This is a genomic window from Neoalteromonas arenosi (assembly GCF_030362855.1).
GTDB classification, from domain to species: domain Bacteria; phylum Pseudomonadota; class Gammaproteobacteria; order Enterobacterales; family Alteromonadaceae; genus Alteromonas_E; species Alteromonas_E arenosi.
Window position 1 is genome coordinate 1094507 of record NZ_JAUCBP010000007.1, and the last position, 26618, is coordinate 1121124.

The 26618-nt window shown below is 47.1% G+C and carries 24 protein-coding genes and 1 tRNA gene; 10 read left to right on the forward strand and 15 right to left on the reverse strand.

Annotated elements, in window-relative coordinates; genetic code table 11:
* Positions 1–67: 67 nt before the first annotated feature.
* The 3 genes from QTP81_RS11250 to QTP81_RS11260 form a co-directional block, all read right to left on the reverse strand.
* Positions 68–2578 carry a glycogen/starch/alpha-glucan phosphorylase gene (locus QTP81_RS11250; RefSeq protein WP_289365560.1) on the reverse strand — a complete coding sequence of 837 codons (2511 nt, stop codon included), beginning with the start codon at positions 2576–2578 and terminating at the stop codon, positions 68–70.
* Between the two features lie 196 nt (positions 2579–2774).
* Positions 2775–4415, reverse strand: coding sequence for a phosphoglucomutase (alpha-D-glucose-1,6-bisphosphate-dependent) (pgm, locus tag QTP81_RS11255; RefSeq protein WP_289365561.1), 1641 nt, complete (start codon positions 4413–4415; stop codon positions 2775–2777).
* A 24-nt stretch (positions 4416–4439) separates the two neighbouring features.
* Positions 4440–5009 carry a Negative modulator of initiation of replication gene (locus QTP81_RS11260; protein WP_289365562.1) on the reverse strand — a complete coding sequence of 190 codons (570 nt, stop codon included), beginning with the start codon at positions 5007–5009 and terminating at the stop codon, positions 4440–4442.
* Positions 5010–5200: 191 nt separating this feature from the next.
* Here QTP81_RS11260 and QTP81_RS11265 point away from each other — a divergent pair, with 191 nt between their 5' ends.
* Genes QTP81_RS11265 through QTP81_RS11275 form a run of 3 tightly spaced genes read left to right on the forward strand, consistent with a single transcriptional unit; the run spans position 5201 to position 9151 of the window.
* Positions 5201–6109, forward strand: coding sequence for an AAA family ATPase (locus QTP81_RS11265; protein WP_289365563.1), 909 nt, complete (start codon positions 5201–5203; stop codon positions 6107–6109).
* 10 nt (positions 6110–6119) lie between these two features.
* A complete protein-coding gene (locus QTP81_RS11270) occupies positions 6120–7112 on the forward strand; it encodes a DUF58 domain-containing protein (protein WP_289365564.1) in 993 nt (330 codons plus the stop codon).
* The gene (locus QTP81_RS11275) at positions 7109–9151 is read left to right on the forward strand and encodes a transglutaminase TgpA family protein (protein WP_289365565.1); all 2043 of its coding nucleotides are present in this window, start codon (positions 7109–7111) and stop codon (positions 9149–9151) included. Before QTP81_RS11270 ends, QTP81_RS11275 begins: the two co-directional genes overlap by 4 nt.
* A gap of 39 nt (positions 9152–9190) precedes the next feature.
* On the opposite strand, the gene fusA is transcribed toward QTP81_RS11275, so the two are convergent.
* The 5 genes from fusA to QTP81_RS11300 form a co-directional block, all read right to left on the reverse strand.
* Positions 9191–11275 (reverse strand): elongation factor G, encoded by a 2085-nt coding sequence (gene fusA, locus QTP81_RS11280; RefSeq protein WP_289365566.1) that lies wholly within the window; start codon positions 11273–11275, stop codon positions 9191–9193.
* Between the two features lie 162 nt (positions 11276–11437).
* The gene (gene rlmM / locus QTP81_RS11285; RefSeq protein WP_289365567.1) at positions 11438–12520 is read right to left on the reverse strand and encodes a 23S rRNA (cytidine(2498)-2'-O)-methyltransferase RlmM; all 1083 of its coding nucleotides are present in this window, start codon (positions 12518–12520) and stop codon (positions 11438–11440) included.
* A gap of 6 nt (positions 12521–12526) precedes the next feature.
* Positions 12527–12940: a DUF423 domain-containing protein gene (locus QTP81_RS11290; RefSeq protein WP_289365568.1), complete on the reverse strand. Its 414-nt coding sequence runs from the start codon at positions 12938–12940 to the stop codon at positions 12527–12529.
* On the reverse strand, positions 12931–13581 hold the full coding sequence (locus QTP81_RS11295; RefSeq protein ID WP_289365569.1) for an alpha/beta family hydrolase: 651 nt from the start codon (positions 13579–13581) through the stop codon (positions 12931–12933). The genes QTP81_RS11290 and QTP81_RS11295 overlap by 10 nt, the downstream gene beginning before the upstream one ends.
* The gene (locus QTP81_RS11300; protein WP_289365571.1) at positions 13568–14470 is read right to left on the reverse strand and encodes a transcriptional regulator GcvA; all 903 of its coding nucleotides are present in this window, start codon (positions 14468–14470) and stop codon (positions 13568–13570) included. Before QTP81_RS11300 ends, QTP81_RS11295 begins: the two co-directional genes overlap by 14 nt.
* 231 nt (positions 14471–14701) lie before the next feature.
* Here QTP81_RS11300 and QTP81_RS11305 point away from each other — a divergent pair, with 231 nt between their 5' ends.
* A complete protein-coding gene (locus QTP81_RS11305; protein WP_289365572.1) occupies positions 14702–14995 on the forward strand; it encodes a hypothetical protein in 294 nt (97 codons plus the stop codon).
* 13 nt (positions 14996–15008) lie between these two features.
* Here QTP81_RS11305 and kdsA read toward each other — a convergent pair whose 3' ends face one another.
* From kdsA to hemA, 6 genes are read right to left on the reverse strand one after another with little or no spacing between them, the layout of a single operon-like run.
* On the reverse strand, positions 15009–15854 hold the full coding sequence (gene kdsA, locus QTP81_RS11310) for a 3-deoxy-8-phosphooctulonate synthase (RefSeq protein WP_289365573.1): 846 nt from the start codon (positions 15852–15854) through the stop codon (positions 15009–15011).
* 10 nt (positions 15855–15864) lie between these two features.
* On the reverse strand, positions 15865–16239 hold the full coding sequence (locus QTP81_RS11315; RefSeq protein WP_289365574.1) for a SirB2 family protein: 375 nt from the start codon (positions 16237–16239) through the stop codon (positions 15865–15867).
* A 14-nt stretch (positions 16240–16253) separates the two neighbouring features.
* Positions 16254–17822 (reverse strand): DUF3369 domain-containing protein, encoded by a 1569-nt coding sequence (locus QTP81_RS11320; RefSeq protein WP_289365575.1) that lies wholly within the window; start codon positions 17820–17822, stop codon positions 16254–16256.
* 30 nt (positions 17823–17852) lie between these two features.
* Positions 17853–18698 carry a peptide chain release factor N(5)-glutamine methyltransferase gene (gene prmC / locus QTP81_RS11325; RefSeq protein ID WP_289365576.1) on the reverse strand — a complete coding sequence of 282 codons (846 nt, stop codon included), beginning with the start codon at positions 18696–18698 and terminating at the stop codon, positions 17853–17855.
* Positions 18698–19783: a peptide chain release factor 1 gene (gene prfA, locus QTP81_RS11330; protein ID WP_289365577.1), complete on the reverse strand. Its 1086-nt coding sequence runs from the start codon at positions 19781–19783 to the stop codon at positions 18698–18700. The genes prmC and prfA overlap by 1 nt, the downstream gene beginning before the upstream one ends.
* Before the next feature lie 13 nt (positions 19784–19796).
* Positions 19797–21080, reverse strand: coding sequence for a glutamyl-tRNA reductase (gene hemA / locus QTP81_RS11335; protein WP_289365578.1), 1284 nt, complete (start codon positions 21078–21080; stop codon positions 19797–19799).
* 117 nt (positions 21081–21197) lie between these two features.
* On the opposite strand from hemA, the gene lolB reads away from it, so the two are divergent.
* The 5 genes from lolB to QTP81_RS11360 all read left to right on the forward strand — a co-directional run bounded on the left by lolB (position 21198) and on the right by QTP81_RS11360 (position 24279).
* The gene (gene lolB / locus QTP81_RS11340; protein WP_289365579.1) at positions 21198–21794 is read left to right on the forward strand and encodes a lipoprotein insertase outer membrane protein LolB; all 597 of its coding nucleotides are present in this window, start codon (positions 21198–21200) and stop codon (positions 21792–21794) included.
* Positions 21791–22630, forward strand: coding sequence for a 4-(cytidine 5'-diphospho)-2-C-methyl-D-erythritol kinase (gene ispE, locus QTP81_RS11345; protein ID WP_289365581.1), 840 nt, complete (start codon positions 21791–21793; stop codon positions 22628–22630). The genes lolB and ispE overlap by 4 nt, the downstream gene beginning before the upstream one ends.
* Positions 22631–22681: 51 nt before the next feature.
* Positions 22682–22757 (forward strand) — tRNA-Gln (locus QTP81_RS11350).
* Between the two features lie 31 nt (positions 22758–22788).
* Positions 22789–23736: a ribose-phosphate pyrophosphokinase gene (locus QTP81_RS11355; RefSeq protein ID WP_289365582.1), complete on the forward strand. Its 948-nt coding sequence runs from the start codon at positions 22789–22791 to the stop codon at positions 23734–23736.
* A gap of 129 nt (positions 23737–23865) precedes the next feature.
* Complete coding sequence (locus QTP81_RS11360; RefSeq protein WP_289365583.1) at positions 23866–24279, forward strand: hypothetical protein; 414 nt, start codon at positions 23866–23868, stop codon at positions 24277–24279.
* Between the two features lie 15 nt (positions 24280–24294).
* Here the strand turns inward: QTP81_RS11360 and QTP81_RS11365 are convergent, their stop codons facing one another.
* The gene (locus tag QTP81_RS11365) at positions 24295–25698 is read right to left on the reverse strand and encodes an amidohydrolase family protein (protein WP_289365584.1); all 1404 of its coding nucleotides are present in this window, start codon (positions 25696–25698) and stop codon (positions 24295–24297) included.
* A gap of 272 nt (positions 25699–25970) precedes the next feature.
* Between QTP81_RS11365 and QTP81_RS11370 the strand changes: the two genes are divergently transcribed.
* Positions 25971–26615 carry a 50S ribosomal protein L25/general stress protein Ctc gene (locus QTP81_RS11370; RefSeq protein ID WP_289365585.1) on the forward strand — a complete coding sequence of 215 codons (645 nt, stop codon included), beginning with the start codon at positions 25971–25973 and terminating at the stop codon, positions 26613–26615.
* Positions 26616–26618: the final 3 nt, after the last annotated feature.

Consider the following 26618-nt stretch of genomic DNA (forward strand, 5'->3'; position numbering starts at 1 on the left):
GATTAATATCGTGCCCATAAAAAAACGCGAACAGAGTTCGCGTTCTTTAATTACTTCATTGTTCTTATTAGTTTTCAACGATACAGGCGGTTAAATTCCATACCCGGTCAACATAGTCTTTAATTGAGCGATCAGAGGTGAACTTACCCATCATTGCTGTGTTCATTATGGCCATTTTTGCCCATCGCGTTTTATCGCGATATGCAGCATCAACCTGTTCTTGTGCCGCTGAATAAGAGTCAAAGTCAGCTAGACACAAATAAGGGTCACCCCCCGACAACAAACTGTGTTTGACCGATGCTAACGCACCAGGTTTGCCCGGTGTGAAGTAGTCGGTTTCTAGCCAATCAAGAATCGCTTTGATTTCCGCATTCTTATAATAATAATCGTCTGGGCTATAGCCCTTACGCTTCAACTCAGCGACTTCATCAACGGTCAATCCAAAGATAAAGATATTGTCATCACCCACTTCTTCAGCAATTTCAATATTAGCGCCATCTAGCGTACCCACGGTCACCGCACCGTTAAGCGCAAGTTTCATATTTCCGGTGCCGGATGCTTCTTTACCTGCCGTTGAAATCTGTTCAGATACATCAGCTGCCGGGATCATTTTCTCAGCGAGTGACACGCGATAGTTCGGTAAGAATACAACTTGCAGCTTAGTATTGACCCGTGGATCGTTATTGATTTTCTCTGCAACTTTATTAATCGCAAAAATAATATCCTTTGCCAACGTGTAGCCCGGAGCAGCTTTTGCACCGAAGATAAACACTCTTGGATGCATGTCGTAACTGGGGTTTTCCAACAAACGACGATACAGTGCAAGAATGTGCAATAGGTTCAAATGCTGTCGCTTATACTCGTGCAAACGCTTGATTTGGATATCAAAAATCGCATCGGTATTAACCGTTAAACCCGTCAATTCTTTGATAGTTTGCGCCAGCGCTACCTTGTTGTCCTGCTTCACCTTCATAAACTGTTTCTGGAAGGTTTTATTATCTGCATAAACCGCTAGCTCGGTCAGCTGACTAAGATTTAGGGGCCATTGGTCACCAATTTTCTTATCGATGAGAGCCGACAATGCAGGGTTACACGCCTTTAACCAACGACGCGGAGTGATACCGTTAGTCACGTTAGTCAGTTTCTCAGGCCACAACTGGTCAAACTCAGGGAACAGGTTCTTTTTAACTAGCATACTGTGAATTTCTGCTACGCCGTTGACGCGGAAAGAACCGATTACCGATAGGTTGCCCATACGAACCATCTTTTCACTGCTTTCTTCAATGATAGATAACTTGGACTTAATCGCGTTATCTCCTGGCCACTTCTTCTCAACCTCTGCCATAAATCGATGGTTGATCTCATAAATAATTTCTAGGTGGCGGGGCAATATCTTTTCCAACATGCGCGCAGGCCATTTTTCAAGGGCTTCTGGGAGCAACGTATGGTTGGTATAGGCAAATGTTTTGGTACAGATTTGCCACGCTTTATCCCAATCCAATTCTGCGCGGTCAACCAAGATACGCATAAGTTCAGGAATAGCGATAGCTGGGTGAGTATCGTTTAATTGGATCACCACCTGGTCAGTGAAGCGGCTCCAGTCATCACCGTGTGCACGCTTGTAACGACGAATGATGTCTTTAAGTGAACAGGCACAGAAAAAGTATTGCTGGATCAAGCGCAACTCTTTACCCGCTTCAGTCTCATCGTTTGGATAAAGGACTTTGGAGATGGTTTCGGCCTGCACATTCTCTACTTGTGCATCCACATAACCGCCTGCGTTAAAAACGTCCCAGTTAAAGTACCCCGATGATTGGCTTTGCCATAAACGCAATACGTTAACCGTTTTGCCACCGTACCCAACGACTGGGATATCCCACGGCACACCTTTTACAATGCTTCCAGGGTGCCATTCTTTTTGAATTCGACCATTATCGCCATACTTGGTCTCTACGTAACCATACAAAGAGACTTCTTGAATCGACTCTGGGCGGCAAATTTCCCAAGGGTTGCCGTAATCACGCCAACTATCCGGTCGCTCAATTTGTGCGCCGTTCTTAATTTCCTGGCGGAATAAGCCGTGTTCGTAATGAATACCATAGCCGATTGCCGGCATCTCCATGGTAGCTAACGAATCGATAAAGCAGGCTGCCAAGCGGCCTAGACCACCGTTGCCAAGTGCCATATCGGGCTCTTCTTCGAGTACATCGGTTAGACTTATGCCTAGCTCAGTAAGCGCATCGTTTGCCGTCTCAAATAGATTGAGGTTGTGCATATTGTTTGACAATAGGCGCCCCATTAAGAATTCAGCAGAAAAATAATGCACCGCGCGCGTGTCGTTGAAGTAATGTGATTTTTGCGTCTTGCGCAATCCTTCTAGCACCAACTCTTGGATGGCGGCACACGTTGCTTTCCACCAAGCGTGGTTGTTGGCTTTGTTCTCATCCGTACCGAGCGTACAGTGAAGATGTCTGACAATAGCGGCTTTAAGCTCACCTTTGTCTAACTTTGGAGTCTCAGGCGCGGCAGCTGTGCTCGCTGCCTGAGACGCTTTGGATTTTTTCGTTTTTGCTGTCATGAGTAGCTCTCGTTGTGTCTGCACCAAAGTGCGCCGTAATAAAATTACAACTTTTCAGTAAACATAACGAGAATATAGCAGCGAAAAACTGATTTTTTTGTTAAAAATATGTTAAACCAGCACCTTTTTGAGTGTTTTTTGTGCTTTTTTTACACATTCTTAACATTTTAGCAGTGAATACGTTTGCAATAATGCCTTACTTAATCACAGAATCGACGAGTTCCTGCGCCTCACTGAGCAGTTTCTGTAAGTGACTTTCATCAATAAAGCTTTCCGCATAGATTTTATACACGTTTTCAGTGCCTGAAGGTCGCGCAGCAAACCAACCGTTTTCAGTCGATACCTTAACGCCTCCAATCGCGGCATTATTGCCTGGCGCGTGCGTTTGTATCGATAGAATTTCCTCACCCGCTAGCTCTGTATCAGTAACAACACTCGCTTGCATGCTAGATAACTGCTGTTTTTGTTCAAGTGAGGCGGCAACATCTACCCGCGTGTAATGAGGCGTGCCAAATTGCTGTGTCAGCTGTTGATAACGCTCACCTGGCTCGACGCCAGTGATGGCAGTCATTTCTGCAGCCAATAAGCACATGATAAAGCCGTCTTTGTCAGTGGCCCATGGCGTCGCATCGCGGCGCAAGAAAATACCACCAGCACTCTCCTCCCCCGCAAAACCAATACTCTGTTGCATTAAACCATCAACAAACCATTTAAAGCCTACTGGCATTTCAGCTAATTCGCGCTGTAAGTTCTTTGCAACGCGGTCTATCATGCTCGACGACACCAGTGTTTTACCGATCTTCAGCGTTTTAGACCAATGCTCGCGATGGGTATAAAGATAGTCAATCGCGGTTGCAAGATAATGATTTGGGTTCATCAACCCTGCACTTGGCGTCACAATACCGTGGCGATCAAAGTCGGTATCGTTGCCAAAGGCAATTTGGAACTTATCCTTCATATCTACCAGGCCAGCCATTGCAAAGGGCGAAGAACAATCCATGCGCAGCTTGCCATCTTTGTCACGGCGCATAAATGCAAAGCGTTGATCGACCTCGCTGTTTACTACGGTAATATCTAAACCGTATTGTTCGGCTATTCTTCCCCAGTAGTACACACCAGCGCCACCGAGAGGGTCTGCGCCCATCTTGATTTTTGCTGCAGCGATAGCAGCCATATCAATCACTTGGTCTAACTCACTGATATACTGCGTTGCAAAGTCTGTTTGTTGCACATAGTCAGAGTGCATTGCCGCTTGTAATGATTGGCGTTTTACCGCGGTGCTGCCAGCCGCAATAATCTGGTTTGCACGTTGTTGTATGATCGCTGTTACATTAGTATTTGCCGGACCACCGTGTGGTGGATTGTATTTAAACCCTCCGTCCTCTGGTGGGTTGTGTGAAGGTGTAATGACCACACCATCACTCAAGTGTGCAGTTTTGCCGCGATTGTAATTCAATATCGCGTGTGAAATCGCAGGTGTTGGTGTAAAGCCACCATTTTCTTGAATCACCACATTCACACCGTTAGCCGTTAATACTTCAATTGCAGTGGTATGTGCAGGCTCACTCAGGGCATGCGTATCTTTACCAAGGAATAATGGCCCGTCTATGCCTTGACCCATTCGATACTCAGCCAATGCTTGTGCTATCGCTGCTATGTGCACTTCATTGAATGAAGCACTGAGCGCGCTACCACGATGCCCAGACGTTCCAAATGCAACGGTCTGCGTGGGTTCATTGATATCCGGTTGAATTGCGTAATAGTCACTCACAAGTTTAGCAACGTTAATTAGCTGACTGGGATCTGCTGGTTGTCCTGCTTGCGGATGAAGGGCCATAAAGTTTCCTTGTTTATATTGACGTTACTTAAGCGTTAGCGACTGTGCAATCGCTGTTTGCTCGTTATCTGCGTATCCAAGTGTTGCCGCTACCTGACGCAAAATAGACGCTTTTTTACTGGTATTGTTGTTCGTTACAACCCAATAGTCAGTTTGAGGAATTGCTTTGGGATTCGTGCTACTTCCCGTTGCCAACAGATGTTCTTTGCTAGTCGCGAAATAATCACGGCCTTTGCCTTTGATCGCCAATACTTGCTCAAACTGCTGGGAATGATGCTCAGCGAGGTCAGACAGCACTAATAAGAAGCGCTCAACGACCGTTGCACATGCGAGTAACTTATCGCGGCTCGGTGCATATTGGCCAGCCTCAGCCTGACCGGCTTGTGGAGCAACTAAGGCTGATTCAACCTCAGGTTGAGCCGGTACTTCGACGTCATTGGTAGCAGCTGATTCCGGCTCTTCAGGAGTAACTTCAGCCTGCTCTGTTTCAGGTAACAGAAGACGACGCAAAATATCCGATGCGTCTTCACCGATAAATTTAGTTTGGGCAGCGATGTAGGCATATAGCTCATCGTCAATTGTTATTGTTTTCATACCATACCTTGCGATTAAATTGGGAGCATTATAAGCGTATTCGCGTTAAAAAATCACTGTGTTAACAGTCCTTTTATCGGGTTTTTCGCAACAATAAAAACCACTTCTTCATACGCGCGTATTATTCCTAGAGGTGTGTCGAAAAGAAATCTCGACTACAGTTTATAGAGGCTACATAAAAGTGACGACCTATGAATAATGCTATTGCTCCAGTAATTGCAGAGTTAGACCAAACAATTATCGGTAAGTCGGCGCAAAACCGATTAGCGGTATGCTGTTTACTCAGCCACGGTCACCTGTTAATCGAAGACTTGCCCGGCATGGGCAAAACGACGTTATCCCATGCGCTAGCGACGCTTTTTGGTCTGGATTACGCTCGGATCCAATTCACATCAGATTTGCTGCCAGCAGATATGCTTGGCGCTAATATCTTTGATGTACAAAAACAGCAGTTTACTTTTCACCCAGGCCCTATTTTTAGTCAGGTGGTATTAGCCGATGAGATCAATCGCGCCAGCCCTAAAACCCAAAGCGCATTGCTTGAGGCCATGGAAGAGCAGCAAGTGAGTTTGGATGGTCAAACCCATGAGTTACCTGAACCATTCTTTGTGATTGCCACGCAAAACCCATTGCATCAAGCGGGCACCTATCCTCTTCCAGAATCACAGTTAGATCGCTTTTTAATGCGCATAACGCTGGGCTACCCAGATTGGCAGGCCGAAAAACAAATGCTGCAGAACGACAATGATGAACCGCTAAAGAGCATGATAACTGCACAACAGCTGAGTGATTGGCAAGGTCAAATCGAAACGATTCACGTAGCGGACGCTGTGCTCGAGTACATCTTGCGCCTGGTTAGTTTCAGTCGAGAGTCTGGTGAGTATGCCAACCCTTTATCGCCACGTGCGAGTCGTGCGATATTGCGCGCATCCAAGGCGTGGGCGTGGATGGAAAATCGCGACTACGTGATCCCTGAAGATGTTCAGCATGTGTTTGCCGCCGTAGCAGAACACCGGTTGCGTAGTCCTGGGAGCGACTCTGATCTGTCATTTCAGCTAAGTGAGTCATTGCTCGCTGCCGTCGACCCTATCGCCGCTTAAGTCTGCACATATGCTGTTAGCTAACCTACAGCGAGCATGGCGCAAGCGCATGGACGACTGGCTGAATCGCCGGATCCCCGCAGCGCATAAACAACAATTGGACTTGCGCAGTATTTTCATTCTCCCCAGCCGGTTCGGTTGGCTTTACTTGTTGTTGTGTATCAGTTTGTTCGTACTAGGCACTAACTACCAAAATAATTTAATGCTGATTTTGTGCTTTGTGATGCTAGCGATTCTGCTAATTAATTTACATGCCAGTTACTGGAACTTCGCTAGACTGTGCTTGATGCTTAAAGCAATTCCGCCCGGTTATGCCAATTCTCAGGTTACCGCCAAACTGCACTTAAATGCTGCAGAACACCAAAAATCAGCCAGCGGCGAGATTCGCGTTTCAACCTTCGGCGATGACGAATATCAAGTGATTGATGCTGATTGCGTGCAATCAGTAGATTTAAAGCTACAACTGCCCGAGCGCGGCATTCATCGTTTACCGCGCTTGACGATTGAAAGCTTTTTTCCACTGGGGTTATATCGCTGCTGGACGCATTTGGATTTTAACACCCACTTAGTCGTATTCCCTGCGCCACAACGGTGCGAATTAAAATTGTATGCTTTGCCCGACGAGAACGAACAAGAAGGTTCACTGGTTGCCCAACCCGGCACAGAGGACTTCGAGGGTCTGCGGCGGTATGTGGTTGGCGATAACTTAAACCGCGTCGCTTGGAAGCATGTCGCGAAACAGCAGCAGTGGCTGAGCAAAAATTTTGAATCCTACGCATCAGTATCAGGCTTTTTAAAGCTGCCAATGGTTGATGCGGTTAATCTAGAGCAGGAACTGGCTAAACTGGCGCATCAAATCAATGTATGTTCGCAACAAAATGTTAGCTTTGGTTTAGATCTTGGCGGCCAAAAGCTTGCACCAGCCACCGGCGAGGCGCATCGAATAAAATGTCTCACAGCACTCGCTGCGTACCCCGATAACACATCGGAGGTACGCCTTTGATAGTCGCCACAACCAAACCGCAAAGTGCTATTGATATAGAGCAAAGTATTACGCCTTTCATCATGGCTTTAGCGTACATTGCGCTCGTATTTACTATGTTAACGCCTGTGTTGAGCTGGATAACCGTATTAGCCGTTTGTGTAGTGATCGTGCGTGGGTCATTTTACTTCCGTGATCAACAGCCTCAGATTGCGTTGCGCACTGTCAATTTACTTGCCATTTTAGCTGCCATCACACTCGGTTGGTTCAGCCTAAGCTTGGGGTTGCTGTTGACGATGGTCAACTTGTTGGTCATGGCTTGTGCGTTCAAACTACTGCGGATCACAAGGCGTAAAGACCTGACTCAATTGTTTGCCTCACTGCTGTTTTTAACCGGCTGTGGTTTTATCTTTGAGCAAGGCCTCCTGCATACCTCAATATACGTATCAATTACGCTGGTATTGCTGTGTTCATTAATTACCATCCACGCACCGCATATGAGTAAACGCGGTGCAATAAAGTACACGGGTATTCAACTTCTGCAAGCAATGCCCATAGCGGTTTTATTATTTTTAGTATTACCTAAACTGCCGCCGTTGTGGCAAATGCCGACAGCACAGGGGGCAAAAACAGGACTTTCAGACACAGTCACACCAGGTGATATTGCCGAACTGAGCCAATCTTCCGAGCTCGCATTTCGGGCTATTTTTTCCACCGAGTTACCGCGCAATAATCAACGTTATTGGCGCGCAATGACATTGGAACAGTTTGATGGCAAAACATGGACAAGAAGCCCAACACGCCGCCAAATAACACGCCAATACCGACAATTAGGCCGTAGTTTCACCCCTGTTTACGAGGGCGAGTTTTGGGACTATCAAGTGATTGCAGAGCCCAGTCATCAAACTTGGTTATTCGCTCTTGATGTGGCCAGTCCATCGGCGAACAGTGAGTTTGGGGTTAACTTAGGATTCGAGTATCAGGTGTATGCCTCAAGACCCGTCGTATCAACCATGAGCTATACGGTAGAGTCTTACTATAACATGTCTTTAGATCAGACTCTGCAAACGGTCGACAGCCGCGTTAACTTGCAAATACCATCAAATGGCAACCCTAAAACTGTTGAATGGGTGGCGGGGTTAGTCGCGCAAACAGACGGGCCGAGTGACTTTATCGACGCCATCCAACGTTATTTCCTCGAACAAGAGTTCAGCTACACATTGCGCCCACAGCCCATGCCCAAAAATCCGGTGGATGAGTTTCTTTTTAACCAGCAGGCCGGTTTTTGTGTTCACTATGCCAGTGCACTCGCATACGCACTGCGACTAGCCAATATTCCAGCACGGTTAGTGACCGGCTATCAAGGTGGAGAGATACAGAGTGACGCGGTGATCAGTGTTTATCAATACGATGCCCATGCGTGGGTGGAAGCCTGGCTAGATGATCGGGGGTGGGTCCGAATTGATCCAACAGCATGGGTATCACCCGATCGCATCGATTTTGGCCTAGAGCAAGCAATGCGCGAAGAAGGTAGCTTCTTGGCGGACTCACCGCTGTCATTGGCGCGCTTGAAAAACATCGCTGCGTTTAATCAACTGCGGCTGTGGTTTGCCAATCTCGACTACCAATGGAGCAAATGGGTTCTGGGTTTTAACAATCAACAGCAAAAAGACATACTAAGGCAGATATTCGGTGAGTTAACTACCGCCAAGTTATCCGTTATTGGCTTATCTTTGGTTGCCCTTATCGCATTACTGTTAGGTTTGTACATATTACCGATGATGCGTAATCGATCATTGAACCCACTTGCCAATGAGTATCGCAAGAGCGTTGAATTAGTTGAGGCTAGTTTCGCTATCAAGCGTGCCACGCTTGGGCCAGAAGACTTTCTACAACGCGTCGCTGACAGTGCGGATAACGCTAGCACCGCAGTGTTTGCACAAATCACCGAGGCCTATATCAAAAGTGAGTATCAGCCAAGTCCAGCACAGTTTGAAGGAATAAAGCAGTTGCAACAGCTGCGCCGCCTACTGCGTAAAACGCTAAAAAAAAACCGGTGAATAATCACCGGTTTTTATCTATCAATTAACGCTTACGAATTACTTCTTCTCGTTACGCGCTTTAACTTCTTCGATGACTTTGTCAGCAACATTTTGCGGACAAGGCATGTAGTGGCTGAACTCCATAGAGAACTGACCACGGCCTGAAGTCATAGTACGCAAGTGACCGATGTAACCGAACATTTCTGAAAGTGGTACGTCAGCCTTGATACGAACACCGGTAGTGCCCGCTTCTTGGTCTTTGATCATGCCACGACGACGGTTCAAGTCACCAATTACGTCACCAACGTGATCTTCTGGAGTGAACACGTCAACTTTCATGATTGGTTCAATCAGTTGTGGACCCGCTTTTGGAATCGACTGACGGAATGCACCTTTCGCCGCAATTTCGAACGCAACAGCTGATGAGTCAACTGCGTGGAAACCACCGTCGTAAAGCTCAACTTCTACGTCAAGTACTGGGAAGCCAGCAAGAACACCTTGTTCCATCATGCCTTTGAAGCCCTTCTCGATCGCTGGGAAGAACTCTTTAGGTACGTTACCGCCAACAACGGTAGAGGTGAAGTTGAAACCACTGCCAGGCTCGCCCGGACGGATGCGGTAATCAATCTTACCAAACTGACCAGAACCACCAGACTGCTTCTTGTGCGTGTAGCTGTCTTCAACTGGCAACGTAATTGTTTCACGGTAAGCAACCTGAGGTTGACCAACGTTTAACTCAACGCCGTAAGTACGCTTCAAGATGTCTACTTTGATGTCTAAGTGAAGTTCACCCATCCCTTTAAGGATGGTTTCACCTGAATCTTCGTCAGTTTCAACTTGGAATGACGGATCTTCTGCAACCATTTTACCGATAGCGATACCCATTTTCTCAGTTGAACCTTTGTCTTTCGGTGCAACAGCAATCGAGATTACTGGCTCTGGGAATACCATCGCTTCGAGCGTACATGGGTGCTTAGGATCACATAACGTGTGACCTGTTTGAACGTTCTTCATACCAACAACCGCAAGGATGTCACCCGCTTGTGCTGATTGCAATTCAGTACGCTCATCGGCGTGCATTTCAACCATACGGCCGATACGCTCAGTTTTACCAGTGGCAGAGTTAAGGATAGTGTCACCCTTGTTCAACTTACCTGAGTAGATACGTACGAAAGTCAAAGCGCCGAAACGGTCATCCATGATTTTGAACGCCAACATACGTAGTGGCTCATCAACAGATACAGTAGCTACTTCGCCAGTCTCGTTACCTTCTTCGTCAGTCAATGGCTGAGGCTCAACTTCAGTTGGGCTTGGCAAGTAATCAACAACAGCGTCAAGAACGTTCTGAACACCTTTGTTTTTAAATGCTGAACCACAGTAAGTTGGGAAGAAGTCTAGGTTGATAGTACCTTTACGGATACAACGCTTGATGTCTTCGATTGAAGGCTCTTCACCTTCCATGTATTCCATCATTAGGTCGTCGTCTTGCTCAACCGCAGTTTCGATAAGCTGCTCGCGATACTCTTCAACTTTGTCAACCATGTCAGCTGGTACGTCTTGTACTTCAAAGTTTTCTGGAAGACCTGAGTCGTCCCATACGTATGCTTTACGCTCTAGAACGTCAACAACGCCTACGAAGTCGTCTTCGATACCGATTGGCAGCGTCATCACAAGTGGGTTTGCACCAAGTACCTTTTTCACTTGGTCTACCACGCGATAGAAATCTGCACCCATGCGGTCTAGTTTGTTAACAAAGATAACACGTGCAACTTCTGATTCGTTCGCATAGCGCCAGTTGGTTTCTGATTGCGGCTCAACACCACCAGAACCACAGAATACACCTACACCGCCGTCTAATACTTTCAATGAACGGTACACTTCAACTGTGAAGTCAACGTGTCCAGGAGTATCGATAATGTTGAAGCGGTGATCTTTCCAGAAACAAGTTGTTGCTGCTGACTGGATTGTAATACCACGCTCAGCTTCCTGCTCCATGAAGTCGGTCGTTGATTCACCATCGTGTACCTCACCGGTCTTATGGATTTTACCGGTAAGTTTTAGAATACGTTCGGTCGTAGTGGTTTTTCCGGCGTCAACGTGCGCGAAAATACCTATATTTCTGTATTTAGATAAGTCTGACATAGCCCTACTTCATTGTTGGTTCAAGTAAAAAAACGGCGTGGATTATATAGGATTTCTGCACGACTTTTATACTTTTTTTGTCCATATCATGAAAAAAAACAAAAAATCGCTATTTGATGGGGTTTACGGCGCTGTTTCGCCGTTGCGCTTTACTACTGTAATTTAAGCTTTTGGCATAATGGCGACTGTCACTTCATCGCGGTTGTGGTACAGCTGCTTACACACGATACTGTATTGACTAGCCAATGCAACCGTTAACTGCTTGAGGAGCTCAGCAACTGTCTCGTAGCGTTTTTTCATTGGCAGCTTTAGATTGAATATAGCGGCATCGGTATAACCCACTTGCAACCATTTCTGCATTAATGCCGCTACGCGATCGGGACGTTCAATCATATCGCAGACCAACAGCTGTGCACGACCGTATTCGGGTTTGTACTTGAAACCATCAGCGGCAAAATAACTCACCTGCCCCGTAGCCATCAAAGACTCAGCCATCGCACCATTATCAACCGCTTCCACGTGCATCCCGCGACTCACTAGCTGATATGTCCAACCACCGGGGCATGCCCCTAAATCCACGGCACGCGCGCCTTCTCTAAACAATTGTTGGCGTTGCGATTCGGTTAGCAATTCGAGAATTGCCTCTTCGAGCTTTAACGTTGAACGACTGGGCGCAGCACTTGGAAATTTTAGACGTCGAATACCGTTGTTTTGCGGGTGTGATTGCGCCGCGGTTGAAACACCGATGAAGAGCTGTTCAAACGAAGGCATAAATATGTGCAGGCGCGACTGACTGGACGTTTCTTTGGCACTTAATAATTTAGCTTTGCGCAACGCTTGGCGCAGAGGCACCGCAAATTTACGACAAAACTTTGCGACTTCATGACCGGAGTCGGTATCAGGGTGTTCAACTAAGACTTGTCCCAACGGCTTGGGTAGTGCATCTGCATGCGGCAATAGTGCCGCTAACACTGCCTCTACGCGTTGTGAAGCAGGGAGAGGATCGATGGTAACAAGGTGGGTAAACATCTGGCGCGCAAAAACAACATCGTCGATACGCAGTTGCCGCGATAGTTTATTCAGATCATTCTCCGACGTGCAATGGTAATGAACACTGCCAGTACCCTTGGTCGTTTGGACGTATCCATAGACCCCCAGTTCAGTCGCCTTGGCAACCATTTCAGCTGCTAGGTCGCTCTCATAACCACTGCGGCACGTTGCCAGAATAAAGTGTGTGTTGCTCATTATTCGTTATACCATTTGCTGACGTAAGAGCTTGCTCCCAACAACTGTCAAGCACCCCCAGCCGACAAGAAATAACACCCCACCAACTGGCGTTACCGGGCCAAGAGCTGAAAGTTGTAGCAATACCAAACCATACAAGCTGCCAGAAAACAGTATTACACCTAATACAAAACACCATGCAGACACGCAAATAAGGCGTCTTTGGTTTTTTAGCATCGACTGCGCTAGCAAAACGCAACACAACAGCACCGCAAGACAGTGAATAAACTGGTATAAAACGCCGGTGCGAATAGTCGCTAGCTGTTCTTCAGACAATACCGTCTGTAATCCATGCGCAGCAAAAGCGCCCATGGCTACTGCAATAAATGCCAGCACCGCTGCCGCGATGATGAGTAACCCTATACTGCGGTTTAGAGCCATGTCGCAATTTCCTTTGCCGCGTACTGTAAGTTTTGTTCGTAGGTAACCGCTGCTGATTTGCGCGGTTTGAGACTGTGATCGCCATCCATTACCCAGTTCACCACGAAGCTTTCGGGTAATGCTAGTGCCGTTACCCGGGCGCGGTTGCCGAAAGTGTCACGCTCACCCTGTAATACCAGTCCTGGTTTGTCCATTGTCGCTAAGTGTTCAACGCGCAGCGCATCAGGTTTACCCGGCGGGTGGAAGGGGTAGCCCAGTACCACAACGCCTGCTACCTGTGCTTTGTGTTGTGCTGGAGTATCAGGGTCAGCTAACCACATTGTCGCAGCTCTGCCGCCCATTGATTTGCCGCCAAGCGCTAACGGTAAAGCGGTATCAAAGTCAGCAGATTGACTCACTGCCGTAACCACCTCGGTGATATGTGACAGCAGTTTTGGCATGCGATCTGGTGGTCGTTTTTTGCCTTCAGCGACGCTGCGCTGCATGTACGGAAAGTTGAATAACCAAGTAGTCACGCCATTTTGGGCTAATAAACTAGCCATCTGCTGCATGAACTCAGAATGCATGCCTGCTCCGGCACCGTGACCTAGAATAACTTGGCCTCGCACTGAAATATCGCTTGGGGATTTAAAGATTTGCATCGCGTTCACTTTCTACCTCAGCTAAAATCCAATCTCGAAACGCTTGAATTTTTCCCATCTCAGCCTGACTTTCTTCACACACCAAATAAAAACTCTCTTTACTCTGGATCCGTTCAGCGAACGGGACAACTAAGCGCCCAGCATCGATTTCTGGACGCGCTAAAATCGTATTACCTAGCGCAATTCCTTGCCCTAGCGCAGCTGCTTGTAACACCATCATGGAGTGGCTGAACATAGGCCCTTGATTGACATTTACGCCCTTCACTTTAAATTGCTTCAAATAATTGCTCCAGCCCTCACGCGAAGAATCGTGCAGTAAGACATGAAACTTTAAGTCCTCGAGTACTTCCAGTGGCTTACTTCCGGTAAGCAGTAGCGGCGAGCATAGGGGCGTCAGAAACTCTGCGTGTAGAGGCTCGGCGTGTAGCCCTGACCAACGCCCTTTGCCATAATACACCGCTACATCTGTGTCAGCCTGTAAAAAACCTTCATCGTGATCGACCGCTTTTAGCTTCACATCAATATCAGGATTGAGGGCCGAGAAGCGACTAATGCGCGGGATCAACCACTGACTGGCAAAACTCGGTGGGGTAGCGACCGTTAATGCACCTTTTGCGCCCTTGGCCAACAAACGCTCCGTTGCATCTTGGATGTGTCGAAATGCCTCACGTAACTCCAAGTAGTATGCCTGCCCCTCTTCAGTGAGCAACAACGTTCGATTCTTGCGCAGGAACAATTTCATGCTCAAGTAATCTTCAAGCGTCTTAATTTGATGGCTAATGGCGGCTTGAGTAACAAATAATTCTTCGGCCGCCTTGGTAAAACTTAAATGCCGGCCAGCAGCTTCAAATGCCTTGAGCGCGTTTAACGGAGGGAAGCGACGGTTCATAGTGCAACCTAATCAAAATTTCCAAGATGACAATTATGCGACACATGCATTAGATTTACTAATGATAAATTCAAATTTATGTCAATTTAACCCAAACAAAACCTGTGTATAATTTACCCATCAATTGAGTTAAACCTTTATTCTTAAAGAAATTTATCGTTAAAAGGGTTAACAATAAATCACATTTTATTTACAAATTTAATTAATCCATTTTCATAAATGAAGGACATCATGAAAAAGCTCATTAGTATTGTCGCAATCACCGCTTCACTCTTTAGCAACGCTGCTTTGAGTAACAGTGACGATACATCTGTGTCGTCTGTGTGGCTCAATCAAGAAGATATCCAGCAGCACCTTTCGGCGCAACTACCGCGCGTTGATCTCGCTGTGTCTACTAGCCAAATACGTCAGCAAATCGAAACCGCAGTTCAGCAAGCGAAGTTAACCTACGAGCTCAATGGCCGATTAGCGTATGCAAAACAATCGCTACCCACCAATCGTTTTAAGGTAGTAATTGCAGAATAACCGCAGCGCTACCTTAGGTAGCGCTGGTATCTAATTCTGCGAAGCTTTTAACTAAATCGTCTATCGCTTGCATCTGTTTTAAGTAAGGCTCAAGTTTATCTAGTGGCAATGCACAAGGGCCGTCACACTTGGCTTGATTGGGATCAGGATGGGCTTCGATAAATAAGCCCGCAATTCCCAATGCCATGCCACTTCGCGCAAGTTGTGCGGCTTGTGCCCTCCGCCCATCCGCAGAGTCAGCGCGACCGCCCGGCTTCTGTAACGCATGGGTTGCGTCAAAAATGACCGGCGCATAAGACTTCATTTCGTCCATACCTAACATGTCAACGACTAGGTTGTTGTAACCGTAACAACTCCCGCGTTCACACAGTAAAATTTGCTGATTTCCCGCTTCACCAAACTTTTTAATGATATGACGCATTTCATGAGCCGCCAAAAATTGCGGCTTTTTAACGTTAATCACAGCACCGGTTTTAGCCATCGCTACAACCAAATCAGTTTGCCTAGCCAAAAATGCCGGTAATTGAATGACATCCACTACTTCGGCAACCGGTTGGGCTTGGTAGGGTTCATGCACATCGGTGATGATAGGCACGCCAAACGCATCCTTAATCGCCTTGAAAATTTCAAGTCCCTCATCAAGACCTGGACCGCGATAGGAATTCACCGAAGACCGATTTGCCTTGTCGAATGAGGCTTTAAATACGTAGGGGATTTTGAGCTTATCAGTCACTTTGACATAGTGCTCTGCAATCCGCAGCGCGAGGTCTCGCGATTCTAAAACGTTCATGCCACCAAATAAAACCATCGGCTGATGGTTGGCAACGGGGATACCAGCGACAGAGACCTGCTCAATCATAATCAATTCCTCAGAACAACAGTGGTTGCTTGGTGATGGCGACTTTGAAGGTGAACACAATGGTCGCTAGTGCCAGCACAAATGCGCCCCACTGCATCCCCTTGCTGTGCGCCCACTTCAGCGCTCCAAAACCAAGCACTATATAGGTAACAACACCCAGTACTTTGGCCGTTACCCAGCCGTGCACAAACGGATATTGCGCTATCAAAATACACAGCGTGATAGCTGATGCAAGTAGCACGGTGTCGATGATATGTGGAACAACTTTTACCCACTTACGTTGCATTATTGGCGCATTCATTTGCTTCCAGATAAAGCGCAATACAAACAGCAGCACACTTAGCACTACAGCGGTCATGTGTAGATGCTTCATCATCATATACATGGTTAGTCTTTTCCTTATGGTTGAGGCGTCGAAGGGTGGCTAGTTTGAATGGCCACAAAGTCACTAATATTTTCCAATACAATACTGACAAGCTCCGGATCAAAGTGCTTACCGCTCTCTGCATTCAGATAATCCGTTACTTGTTCAATCGTCCAAGCGGGTTTGTGTGGACGGGCGTTATACAGCGCGTCAAAGACATCAGCAAGCGCAGTAATACGCGCCTCCAATGCTATTTGCGTGCCTTTGAGACCCAAGGGATATCCACTCCCGTCCCAGCGTTCGTGATGTTGGTGCGCCAATGTAGCGGCCAGCTGCACCACCGGGCGTTTGGAGTCCTTTAGCATTTGATAGCCATACTCAGTGTGGCGCTTGATGCTAGCGCGTTCTTCGCTACTGAGTTCACTAGGCTTGTGTAAAATAGCTTCAGGTACTTTGGCACTGCCAACATCGTGCAGGGGTACTGCCATGCTAAATAATTCTATTTCATGTGCATTGAGCTCTGTGTGTTTCGCTATTGCTTCACTCATTAATCGCACTCGGCGCAATTGCTCACATGACGCTGAATGGTGCTCCATCGCAACACCGAGTCGCTCGATAATTTCTCGTTGCGTATCCTCGATATCGCGCGTCGACAGAACATTGTCAAACGCAATCTGTACATTCTCCGCGAATATCTCGACCAACTCCCTATCCGTGCGACTGAGTTTGCGTGGCAAACCCGATAAATAGAGTAATGAACCGCGGCGGGTTTTACTGTGACAAAATGCAACTAGATGATCATCACTATAAATAATCTCTTGCTGTTGCAAAGCTTCCTTACAAGACGCAAGTTGCTCATCATTGATCACGCTCTCTAACGGCTTGCCTTCGTGATTGGCGTACTCTCCATTACCCGCAAAAATATACAACTGCTCAGACGCTGGATGGTTAATGGGCATTGGTGTTGCAACCGCGCTGGTAATGTAGGCAGCGTCTTTAGAACACCCTAATATAGAGGCTAGTTGTTGTACAATACCCTGAATAAACGTCTCAAGAGAGCGAGCGCAAAACAAATCAGCGGAAGCTTCAACAATCTTTTGCAAGCCGGCTCTATTCTCTTCTATAACAATAATGTCGTTGTAGGATCGCAGGGCCGAAATAACCACGGTAAATAGCTTCTGTGCGGTTAACTCAGTCTTTGATTTATAGTCGTTAATGTCGTAATTAATGATGACGTGCTTTTCAGGGGCTTGCCCAGGTTGACCGGTACGCAGAATGATACGACAAAAATGATTGTGAAGTTCGTCGCGAATGTATTCAGCAACTTGTAATCCCGAGTCGTCTTGCTCCATAACCACATCGAGCAGTACAACAGCGATATCAGTGTGCTTTTTAAACACGGCTTTGGCTTCTTCGCCACTGTAGGCACTGACAAATTCTAAGCCCTTACCGTTGAATTGAAAGTCACTGAGGGCTAATTTTGTCACCGCATGAACCTCGGGTTCATCATCAACAATTAGTACTTTCCAGCTACCTTCGTCACTTTCAACCGGGTTGGTCAATGGCCCATCGGGTTCATCAACAAATAACAGCTCATCATTCATTTTTATTGTGCCTTTACAACAATCTTACTGTTACGCTCGCCATTGTCCGAGTGTAATTCTAGGGTGACCTTGTAAGTCACAGACCGACTCGACCTCACTGAAACCACGAGTTACAAGTAGCTGCCGAACACTCTCTGCTTGCGCATAACCATGTTCTATCATTAACCACCCATCAATAGCAAGAAAGTCGGGCGCAGTAGCGATAACATGCGCGATATCTGCCATGCCATTGTCTTTTGCCGTCAGCGCTGAACTGGGTTCAAACCGCAAGTCGCCTTGTTGCAGATATGGACTATCTGGCTCGACATAAGGTGGATTACTAACAATGAGATGAAATGACTGACTGGATAACGCTGCGAACCAACGGCTCTGCCTAAAGGTAACATTGGGCAACTTCAATTGCGCAGCATTGGACTTTGCCAGTGCCACAGCATCATCAATCAGGTCAACGCCTATAACCTGCCATGTTGGCTGCTCCTTCGCCAAAGCCAATGCTATCGCACCGGTACCGGTACCTAAGTCACATACACTCAGTCCAGTCTGTGTGCACTTCGCCAGTGCAGTTTCAACTAAAACCTCAGTTTCCGGTCGGGGAATAAGCGTAGCGGACGATACCTGCAGGCGCATATCCCAAAAGTCTCGATAACCCAGGATATAAGCGATGGGCTCCCCTTCTACCCGACGAGACAATAGCTGTTCGTATTGTGCCTGTTGTGCCGCTGAGAGCAGTTTTTCTGGATAGGTATATAAGAATGTATCATCGACGTCGCACACGTGTTTAACCAGCACACGAGCGTCTATTGTGGCACTTTCAATCCCAGCTTGGCTGAGCGCAACTTTGCCTAGCTGCAAAGCCTGTTCGAGGGTTAACCCCATCAATCTTCAGCAAGTGAGGCAAGCAAATCCGCTTGGTGTTCTTGACGGATAGGTTCAAGCAGTGCCCCCAGATCGCCTGCAATCACATCGTCCAACTTGTACAAGGTGAGATTGATACGGTGATCAGTGACGCGCCCTTGCGGGAAATTATACGTCCGAATACGCTCTGAGCGGTCGCCACTACCGACCAAGCTTTTGCGCGTTGAGGCCTCTTCCGCCGCGCGTTTATCTTGTTCCATCTGGTTCAAGCGGGCATTTAGTACTGACATCGCTTTGGCGCGGTTTTTGTGCTGTGACCGCTCATCCTGACACTCGACGACTACGCCTGTAGGTAAATGCGTGATACGGATCGCTGAATCCGTTTTGTTAACGTGCTGACCACCCGCGCCAGACGCTCGGAATGTATCAATGCGCAAATCAGCAGGATTAATTTCGATGGCTTCAGATTCTGGAACCTCGGGGAGGACAGCAACCGTGCACGCTGAAGTATGAATACGTCCTTGCGATTCAGTTTCTGGCACGCGTTGTACGCGGTGTCCGCCCGACTCAAATTTGAAGATGCCATAGGCACCATCGCCCGACACGTTAGCAATAACTTCTTTAAACCCACCGTGCTCGCCTTCGCTGGCATTCATAACTTCTACACGCCAACCTTGCGATTCGGCGTAGCGGCTATACATACGGAACAAATCGCCAGCAAAAATCGCCGCTTCATCACCACCAGCACCTGCGCGGATCTCGACGAAGCAGTTACTGTCGTCGTTGGGATCGCGTGGCAATAGCAGAATTTGCAGTTCAGTCTCTAGTGTGTCAATTTGCGCTTTCGCCGCTTTGAACTCTTCTTGGGCCATTTCACGCATTTCAGCATCGTCTTCATTCATCATTTCAGTCGCAGACTCCAAGTCTTCTTGCGCCTGCTGATATTGATTAAATGCTTTTACGACGGATTCAAGTTGCGAAAACTCTTTAGACAGAGCGCGAAAGCGTTCTTGATCGGCTATTACATCAGGGTCACTCAGCAACGCTTGGACTTCTTCAAATCGCTCGACTAATGACGTGAGTTTAGTTATCACCGACTGTTTCATATAGTTCCTATTGTTATTCTTTTTTACTGATCGTCTGATCAAGTTCAAACGCGTCTATTAGCGTTTGCTTTAGTTCTTTGTCATTTCGCTCTATGGCAACGTTTAACGCTTTAGTTGGCGCATGCATGAGGTATTGACTTAGCTTGTGAGTCATTTCCTGAAGTACTTCACTGGCCGGTTTACCATCGTCAAGTTGTTGTTGCGCTAATACCAGCAATTGCTCGGCTTGTGATTGACTGCGCTCACGATAATTACGCACTAAGTTTATCGATTCTCGGCTTTGCAGCCAAGCTTCGTACGCCTTGGATTGTTCGATAATCATTTGTTCCGCGGCTTCTGCCGCCGACTGACGTGTCGCGATATTTTGTTCAACAATGTGCTGTAAATCGTCAACGGTATACAAATAGGCGTTGTCGAGTTCGCTCACTTCAGCCTCAATATCCCGCGGTACGGCTAGGTCAACAAGGAACATCGGCCTATTCTTACGCGCTTTGAGTGCCTGCTCGACCATACCTTTGCCAATTAAAGGTAGCTGACTTGCAGTACTGGATATTACGATATCAGCGTCCGCTAAATGCGACGGTATTTGCGCCAGTGTAATCGCCTGAGCCGACAACTCACCGGCTAGGCTTTCTGCTTTAGCCAGCGTTCGGTTTGCAACCAACAGTTGCTTAACGCCTTGTTCCTGCAAATGCCTAGCGACTAACTCAATGGTTTCGCCGGCCCCCACCAATAAGACCGTTTGTTTATGCAAACTGGCGAATATATGTTTGGCTAGCTGTACCGATGCATAGGCAACGGATACCGCACTGTTTCCTATGTCCGTCTCAGTTCTGACTTTTTTGGCGACTTTAAACGTGTATTGAAACAACCGCTCTAGACCATTGCCAACAACACCATTGTGCTTAGCGTCATTAAACGCTTGCTTGACCTGCCCCAAAATTTGCGGCTCACCCAATATAAGAGAATCCAAGCCGCTGGCAACACGCATCATATGCTGTACAGCATTGTCATCAAAATAAGTATAACTGTGTTCTGCAAGCGCAGTGTCTGAAAGCGCGTGGAACTCTGCCAGCCATTGTTGCAGTGCTTTTGCTTGACCTTCTAAATCTTCACCATCTTGCAAAGCATAGATTTCGGTGCGGTTGCACGTTGAAACGATGACCGCTTCTTTTGCTTGTCGGCGCTCTTTTAACGATCGCAATGCCGCCACTAAACTGTCTGGATTGAACGCGACTTTCTCACGCAACGCAACAGGTGCAGTTTTATGGTTTATTCCTAAGGCAATAAGGGTCATGGATTACAGATATGAACAACGAGGGGCGCATTGTACGAAAAAGCCAAATTGATTGAAAGTATCTGTGCTTTTGTGTTCCCATAAAAGTAACTTCGTTATTGTAGACCCTTTATTGCAATGCACATTCGCCGACTGAGCCTGTTTTTGCTTTTGATTGCCAGCCTTTGGGGTTGTAAGACCCCTCCACCGCCCCCTGAATTCGTCAACGCAACGGCTAATGATCAAAAACTCATTGAGTTGGTCAATTGGGAGTTGCGCGGCCGAATGGCGTTTAAGTCAGCGGACGAATCATTCAGTGCCAACATGCGCTGGCAACAAAATGGCGAAGATTTGTCGTTTAAGCTCACCAATTTAGTCGGTGTTACCTTGTTGGATATGCAAGTTACTGATGGCCGTACGGTGTTGACCATTGACGGTGAGGAATACACCGGTGATGAGCCTGGCGAGCTCATCTATGACGTCAGTGGCTGGCAAATCCCAATCCGCGCAATGCAGCGCTGGGTCAAAGGCTTGGCCTTAGAAAATGAATATTCAATTCGCGATGATAAAGGCTTATTGCAAAAGATTCAGGTTAACAGCTTGCGTGGTGCTTGGCTGGTTGATTACCAACAATTCACCCAGTCAAATTCAATCGTTTTGCCACGCCAATTGTTGATCACTCAAGACCCTAACATCGAGATCAAGCTCAAAATCAATCGGTGGGAAAACCAATGAAGTGGTGGCCGAGCCCAGCAAAATTAAACCTGTTCTTGCATATCACAGGTCGCCGCGATAACGGCTACCACGAATTGCAAAGTGTGTTTCAAATGTTGTCTTTTGGCGATGAACTCGCATTTGATATCACCACCGACAATTCGATTCAGCTCATGACGCCAATCGAAGGCGTTGCAAATAGTGATAACTTAATTGTCAGAGCAGCAACGCTATTGCAACAGCACTGTAGCGTAAACAAAGGTTGCCAAATTCATTTGCGTAAACGCTTGCCAATGGGTGGTGGCATTGGCGGTGGTTCGTCTAATGCAGCTACAGCATTAACGGTACTTAACAAGCTATGGCAATGCGGCTTAAGCACTGAAGAACTAGCAGATTTGGGGCTGACATTGGGCGCTGATGTTCCTGTTTTCGTGCATGGTCACACCGCATTTGCTGAAGGTGTGGGTGAGAATCTAAACCCTATCAGTATTGCAAGTAAATTTTATCTAGTCGTGTTTCCCAATTGCCATGTGGCCACCGGCGTGGTGTTTAATCACCCGGATTTACCTAGAAACTCCGCGAAAATTTCTATCAGCGACTATCATTTTGAGACGACCCGTAACGATTGCCAACAGATTGTCACTGAATGCTATCCGGAAGTTGCAAATTTATTACAGTGGTTGATAAACTACGCACCGTCTCGGATGACGGGCACAGGAGCCTGTGTGTTTGCTGTTTTCGACACCGCTGCCGAAGCACAGAGAGTGCTTCAACAAGTACCCGCCAAATGGCGTGGTTTCGTAGCGCAAGGTGTTGATAAATCGCCACTAATTAAAGCATTAAGCGAACAGGACTAAGGGTATAGCTCTGCTATACGAGTCGTATCGGACACATAAATTTGTAAAAATTGGGGTATAGCCAAGTTGGTAAGGCAGCGGGTTTTGATCCCGCGATTCGTTGGTTCGAGTCCAGCTACCCCAGCCAATCTAATGATCAATGCACTGAGGAAAGACACGTGCCAGACATGAAGCTATTTACCGGTAATGCTGTACCGGAGCTCGCCCAGAAAGTTGCCGATAGACTCTATACCAAACTTGGAAACGCCAGTGTTGGCCGTTTTAGCGACGGTGAAATCAGCGTAGAAATTCATGAAAACGTCCGTGGCTCGGACGTTTTTATTATCCAGTCTACCTGTGCGCCAACGAACGATAACTTAATGGAACTGATTGTCATGATAGACGCACTGCGTCGGGCGTCAGCTGGCCGCATCACTGCTGTTATCCCTTATTTCGGTTATGCTCGCCAAGACCGACGAGTCCGTTCAGCGCGGGTACCTATCACTGCCAAAGTCGTAGCCGACTTTTTATCTAATGTCGGCGTTGACCGCGTACTGACAATTGATTTACATGCCGAGCAGATTCAGGGTTTCTTTGACGTTCCTGTAGATAATGCCTTCGGTACACCTATTCTATTGGACGATATGTTCCGCCGTGACTTCCATCAACCCGTTGTAGTCTCTCCGGACATTGGTGGTGTTGTGCGTGCGCGTGCTACTGCAAAACTGTTAAACGATACGGATTTAGCGATTATCGACAAACGTCGCCCCAAAGCTAACGTGGCGCAGGTTATGAACATTATCGGTGATGTAAACGACCGCGATTGTATTATTGTTGATGACATGATTGACACTGGTGGTACGTTGGCCAAAGCTGCTGAAGCACTTAAAGCCCATGGCGCACGCAATGTATACGCGTATGCAACACATGCGATCTTCTCGGGTAATGCCTGTGAGAACCTGCGCAACTCAGTGATTGATGAAATCATCGTGACCGACTCAATTCCGCTAAGTAAAGAGATGCAAAAAGTTGATAAAGTGAAGCAATTAACGCTGTCACAGATGCTGGCAGAAACGATTCGCCGCATTAGCAACGAAGAATCAATTTCAGCGATGTTTGAGTATTAATAGTATCTCAATAAAAAAGCCGGCGATTGCCGGCTTTTTTGTATCCACTGCAAAGATTCATTTGCGATTCAGATTGAGTTAACCTTAATCTGTTAGCTTAATTGACGTTACAACTACAAAGGATTCGCTATGCGTTACATTCACAAAGGCTTGATTTTAGGTGTTGCAGCACTGACCTTAACGGCTTGCTCAGATGAACAGGACAAAGACGCCGTTACCGTGCAAGACAGTGAAACTACACAGGTGGACCACATACCGGAAACCTTTATGAAGCAAGAACAACAAACGTTGCGTGGCCGCATCGAATACAAAACCTTTGAAGGTGGTTTCTACGCATTTATCGCGGAAGATGGGAGCCAATGGACACTCCAAGGGCTACCGCAAGAACACAAACTTCACGGCTTAACGTTGACTATAACGGGTACGCCAATGCCCGATGTGATGACCACCACCCAATTCGGTACTGTAATGCGGGTAGATACTGTTACCGATGTGGATAGCACAACTGTTAAGACCAAACCAGCAAGCCCTGCCGATAGCTAAGTTACCATGCGCGGCTCACAGCCGCGCTTCAATAACCTGTCCGTCGTATTTGTAAATCACCCCATCTTTCATAACCATCTTCACATCCTGCAGCAGATTGATATAGCGCAATACATCGCCTTTAACGGCAATAATGTCAGCAATTTTACCCGGTGCCACAGTGCCATATATGTCGTCAACTTGCATAAACACGGCGGGCCAATAGGTGGCGGCTCGAATCGCATCCATGGCCGGTATATCCATCTCATCAACCCAAACCGCTAATTCATTCCATGTACTTTGGCAGTGGAACTTAGTGGGTATACCGCTATCTGTCCCCGTCAAAAACACGACTCCAGCGTCGCGTAGTTGCTGTATTTTGCGTTTTAATGTTGGTTTGCGCAGAGGCGTTAATTGCATGTAAGCCAGTTGACCAGGCTTTGCTAACGAGGCTTGAATATCAGCAATAGTGTCATCCGCTAACCCGCGATGCCAGCAGGTATTATCCAGACGCTCTGGATTGGCAACGGTTAATTGATAGTTCCATAATCCCTCTACTGTAGGTGTCCAAAACAAGGGCCCGCCGGCCACTCGCCCCGTTGCAGTGCGCTCTTTAAGCGCTTGCATAACATCGGCGGGGTATTCTGGTGCGGTCGTCAAGCCAGTATGTTCAAAATTATCTATTCCTAACTCTAAACCAATGCGAATTTCATTTGGTCGGTGACTGTGTCCAATCACTTTAAGCCCACGTGCATGTGCCTGTGAAATGACCGCTTGCGCTTCTTCTCGGGTCATGGTGTCTTGATCAACCAGTTTGATGAAGTCAACGCCAGCATCAGCGAGTTGATTTACTTTCGCACGTGCATCATCGACTCCGTCTACGCCCCAGCGATAGTGATCAGTACCGGGATATGGCGCATTTTGAATGAACGGCCCAGAGATGTATAAGTTTGGTCCGGGTATTTCGCCATCGCGGATCCGCTGGCGTACAATCAGCGACGCATCCAGTGGAGCGCCTAAATCGCGAACGCTGGTGATGCCAGCCAGTAGAAGCTGTACCGCTGAAGCAGGCATAATTTCGTCTACTAAGCGGTCAGTGTAATGCTTGCGCCAGTGCTCATAGTCTGCGTGCCCTGTTAACATTAGGTGCGCGTGGTTTTCCCACAATCCGGGTAATACATCATGACCTTCAGTACTGACGACTCGAAAATCATCGGGTATTGCGAGACTATCGACTTGTCCCACGGCTTGAATAACACCGTTCTCGATTAAAATGACGCTATTGCCAATGGGCTGGTGACCATAGCCATCTATCAAACGCCCGCCCACTAGCGCTATTTTCTCGTCACTTGCCGTCACATTACCAGCGGTGATTGCCGTCATGACAAGCCCCGTGGCAAGCATCTTTGACCAATGCTGAAATCGTTTAATTACACTCATACCATCATCCTTTTAGCGACTTATGTCAGATTAAAACCGCTGGAACCGAAAAAACCAATGTAGGCAATCCACACAAATACTGCAAACCGGTTAATTAACCCTTGAAAAATCACTATCTGGCGTTGAGCTTCCCATTCGGTAGTGTTAGAATTCGCCGCCCTTTTTCACAGGGGACCTGAAATAATGCGTAATTTCGTGGTTATTTAGGGTTTATGGTGGTCCTGGTCGCAAGGTACCACTGAACATTGACACTATAATTTGGAGACATATTAATGTCTGAAGCAATTTTTAATTTGGATGCAACAGTCCGTACAGACTTAGGGAAAGGTGCGAGCCGCCGCCTACGTCACGCTGACAAAGTTCCTGCTATCCTTTACGGTGGTGATCAAGCACCTGTAGCACTAACACTAGAGCACAACAAAGTCATTCAAGCTCAAGAGTTTGAAGCTTTTTACTCTCACATCCTTACGTTGAACGTAGATGGCAAAGAAGTACAAGCGCTAGTTAAAGACATGCAACGCCACCCGTTCAAGCCAAAAGTTACTCACATCGATTTCCAACGCGTTATCGCTGGTGAAAAGCTGCACACTAACGTACCACTTCACTTCTTAAATGAAGACAAGTCTCCAGCGTCTAAAGCTGGTGGTATTGCAGAACACCACATGACTGAAATCGAAATCACTTGTTTGCCGAAAGATCTTCCTGAGTTCATCGAAGTAGACGTTGCTGATTTAGAAATGGACGTTACTTTGCACTTATCTGACATTACCCTACCTAAAGGTGTGAGTTCAGTTGAGCTTGCTAAAGAAGACGAAACGCACGACCTTGCTGTTGTGACGTTTAAGAAAGCTAAGAAAGCTGCTGCAGCGGACGACGCTGAAGCTGCTGACGGTGAAGAAGAGGCTTCAGAGGAGTAATTC

What these genes read in the sequence shown, in the direction of transcription:
- QTP81_RS11250 (WP_289365560.1), bottom strand. Translation starts at nt 2,578, where the DNA reads ATGACAGCAAAAACGAAAAAATCCAAAGCGTCTCAGGCAGCGAGCACA.
- pgm (WP_289365561.1), bottom strand. Translation starts at nt 4,415, where the DNA reads ATGGCCCTTCATCCGCAAGCAGGACAACCAGCAGATCCCAGTCAGCTA.
- QTP81_RS11260 (WP_289365562.1), bottom strand. Translation starts at nt 5,009, where the DNA reads ATGAAAACAATAACAATTGACGATGAGCTATATGCCTACATCGCTGCC.
- QTP81_RS11265 (WP_289365563.1), top strand. Translation starts at nt 5,201, where the DNA reads ATGAATAATGCTATTGCTCCAGTAATTGCAGAGTTAGACCAAACAATT.
- QTP81_RS11270 (WP_289365564.1), top strand. Translation starts at nt 6,120, where the DNA reads ATGCTGTTAGCTAACCTACAGCGAGCATGGCGCAAGCGCATGGACGAC.
- fusA (WP_289365566.1), bottom strand. Translation starts at nt 11,275, where the DNA reads ATGTCAGACTTATCTAAATACAGAAATATAGGTATTTTCGCGCACGTT.
- rlmM (WP_289365567.1), bottom strand. Translation starts at nt 12,520, where the DNA reads ATGAGCAACACACACTTTATTCTGGCAACGTGCCGCAGTGGTTATGAG.
- QTP81_RS11290 (WP_289365568.1), bottom strand. Translation starts at nt 12,940, where the DNA reads ATGGCTCTAAACCGCAGTATAGGGTTACTCATCATCGCGGCAGCGGTG.
- QTP81_RS11295 (WP_289365569.1), bottom strand. Translation starts at nt 13,581, where the DNA reads ATGCAAATCTTTAAATCCCCAAGCGATATTTCAGTGCGAGGCCAAGTT.
- QTP81_RS11300 (WP_289365571.1), bottom strand. Translation starts at nt 14,470, where the DNA reads ATGAACCGTCGCTTCCCTCCGTTAAACGCGCTCAAGGCATTTGAAGCT.
- QTP81_RS11305 (WP_289365572.1), top strand. Translation starts at nt 14,702, where the DNA reads ATGAAAAAGCTCATTAGTATTGTCGCAATCACCGCTTCACTCTTTAGC.
- kdsA (WP_289365573.1), bottom strand. Translation starts at nt 15,854, where the DNA reads ATGATTGAGCAGGTCTCTGTCGCTGGTATCCCCGTTGCCAACCATCAG.
- QTP81_RS11315 (WP_289365574.1), bottom strand. Translation starts at nt 16,239, where the DNA reads ATGTATATGATGATGAAGCATCTACACATGACCGCTGTAGTGCTAAGT.
- QTP81_RS11320 (WP_289365575.1), bottom strand. Translation starts at nt 17,822, where the DNA reads ATGAATGATGAGCTGTTATTTGTTGATGAACCCGATGGGCCATTGACC.
- prmC (WP_289365576.1), bottom strand. Translation starts at nt 18,698, where the DNA reads ATGGGGTTAACCCTCGAACAGGCTTTGCAGCTAGGCAAAGTTGCGCTC.
- prfA (WP_289365577.1), bottom strand. Translation starts at nt 19,783, where the DNA reads ATGAAACAGTCGGTGATAACTAAACTCACGTCATTAGTCGAGCGATTT.
- hemA (WP_289365578.1), bottom strand. Translation starts at nt 21,080, where the DNA reads ATGACCCTTATTGCCTTAGGAATAAACCATAAAACTGCACCTGTTGCG.
- lolB (WP_289365579.1), top strand. Translation starts at nt 21,198, where the DNA reads ATGCACATTCGCCGACTGAGCCTGTTTTTGCTTTTGATTGCCAGCCTT.
- ispE (WP_289365581.1), top strand. Translation starts at nt 21,791, where the DNA reads ATGAAGTGGTGGCCGAGCCCAGCAAAATTAAACCTGTTCTTGCATATC.
- QTP81_RS11360 (WP_289365583.1), top strand. Translation starts at nt 23,866, where the DNA reads ATGCGTTACATTCACAAAGGCTTGATTTTAGGTGTTGCAGCACTGACC.
- QTP81_RS11365 (WP_289365584.1), bottom strand. Translation starts at nt 25,698, where the DNA reads ATGAGTGTAATTAAACGATTTCAGCATTGGTCAAAGATGCTTGCCACG.
- QTP81_RS11370 (WP_289365585.1), top strand. Translation starts at nt 25,971, where the DNA reads ATGTCTGAAGCAATTTTTAATTTGGATGCAACAGTCCGTACAGACTTA.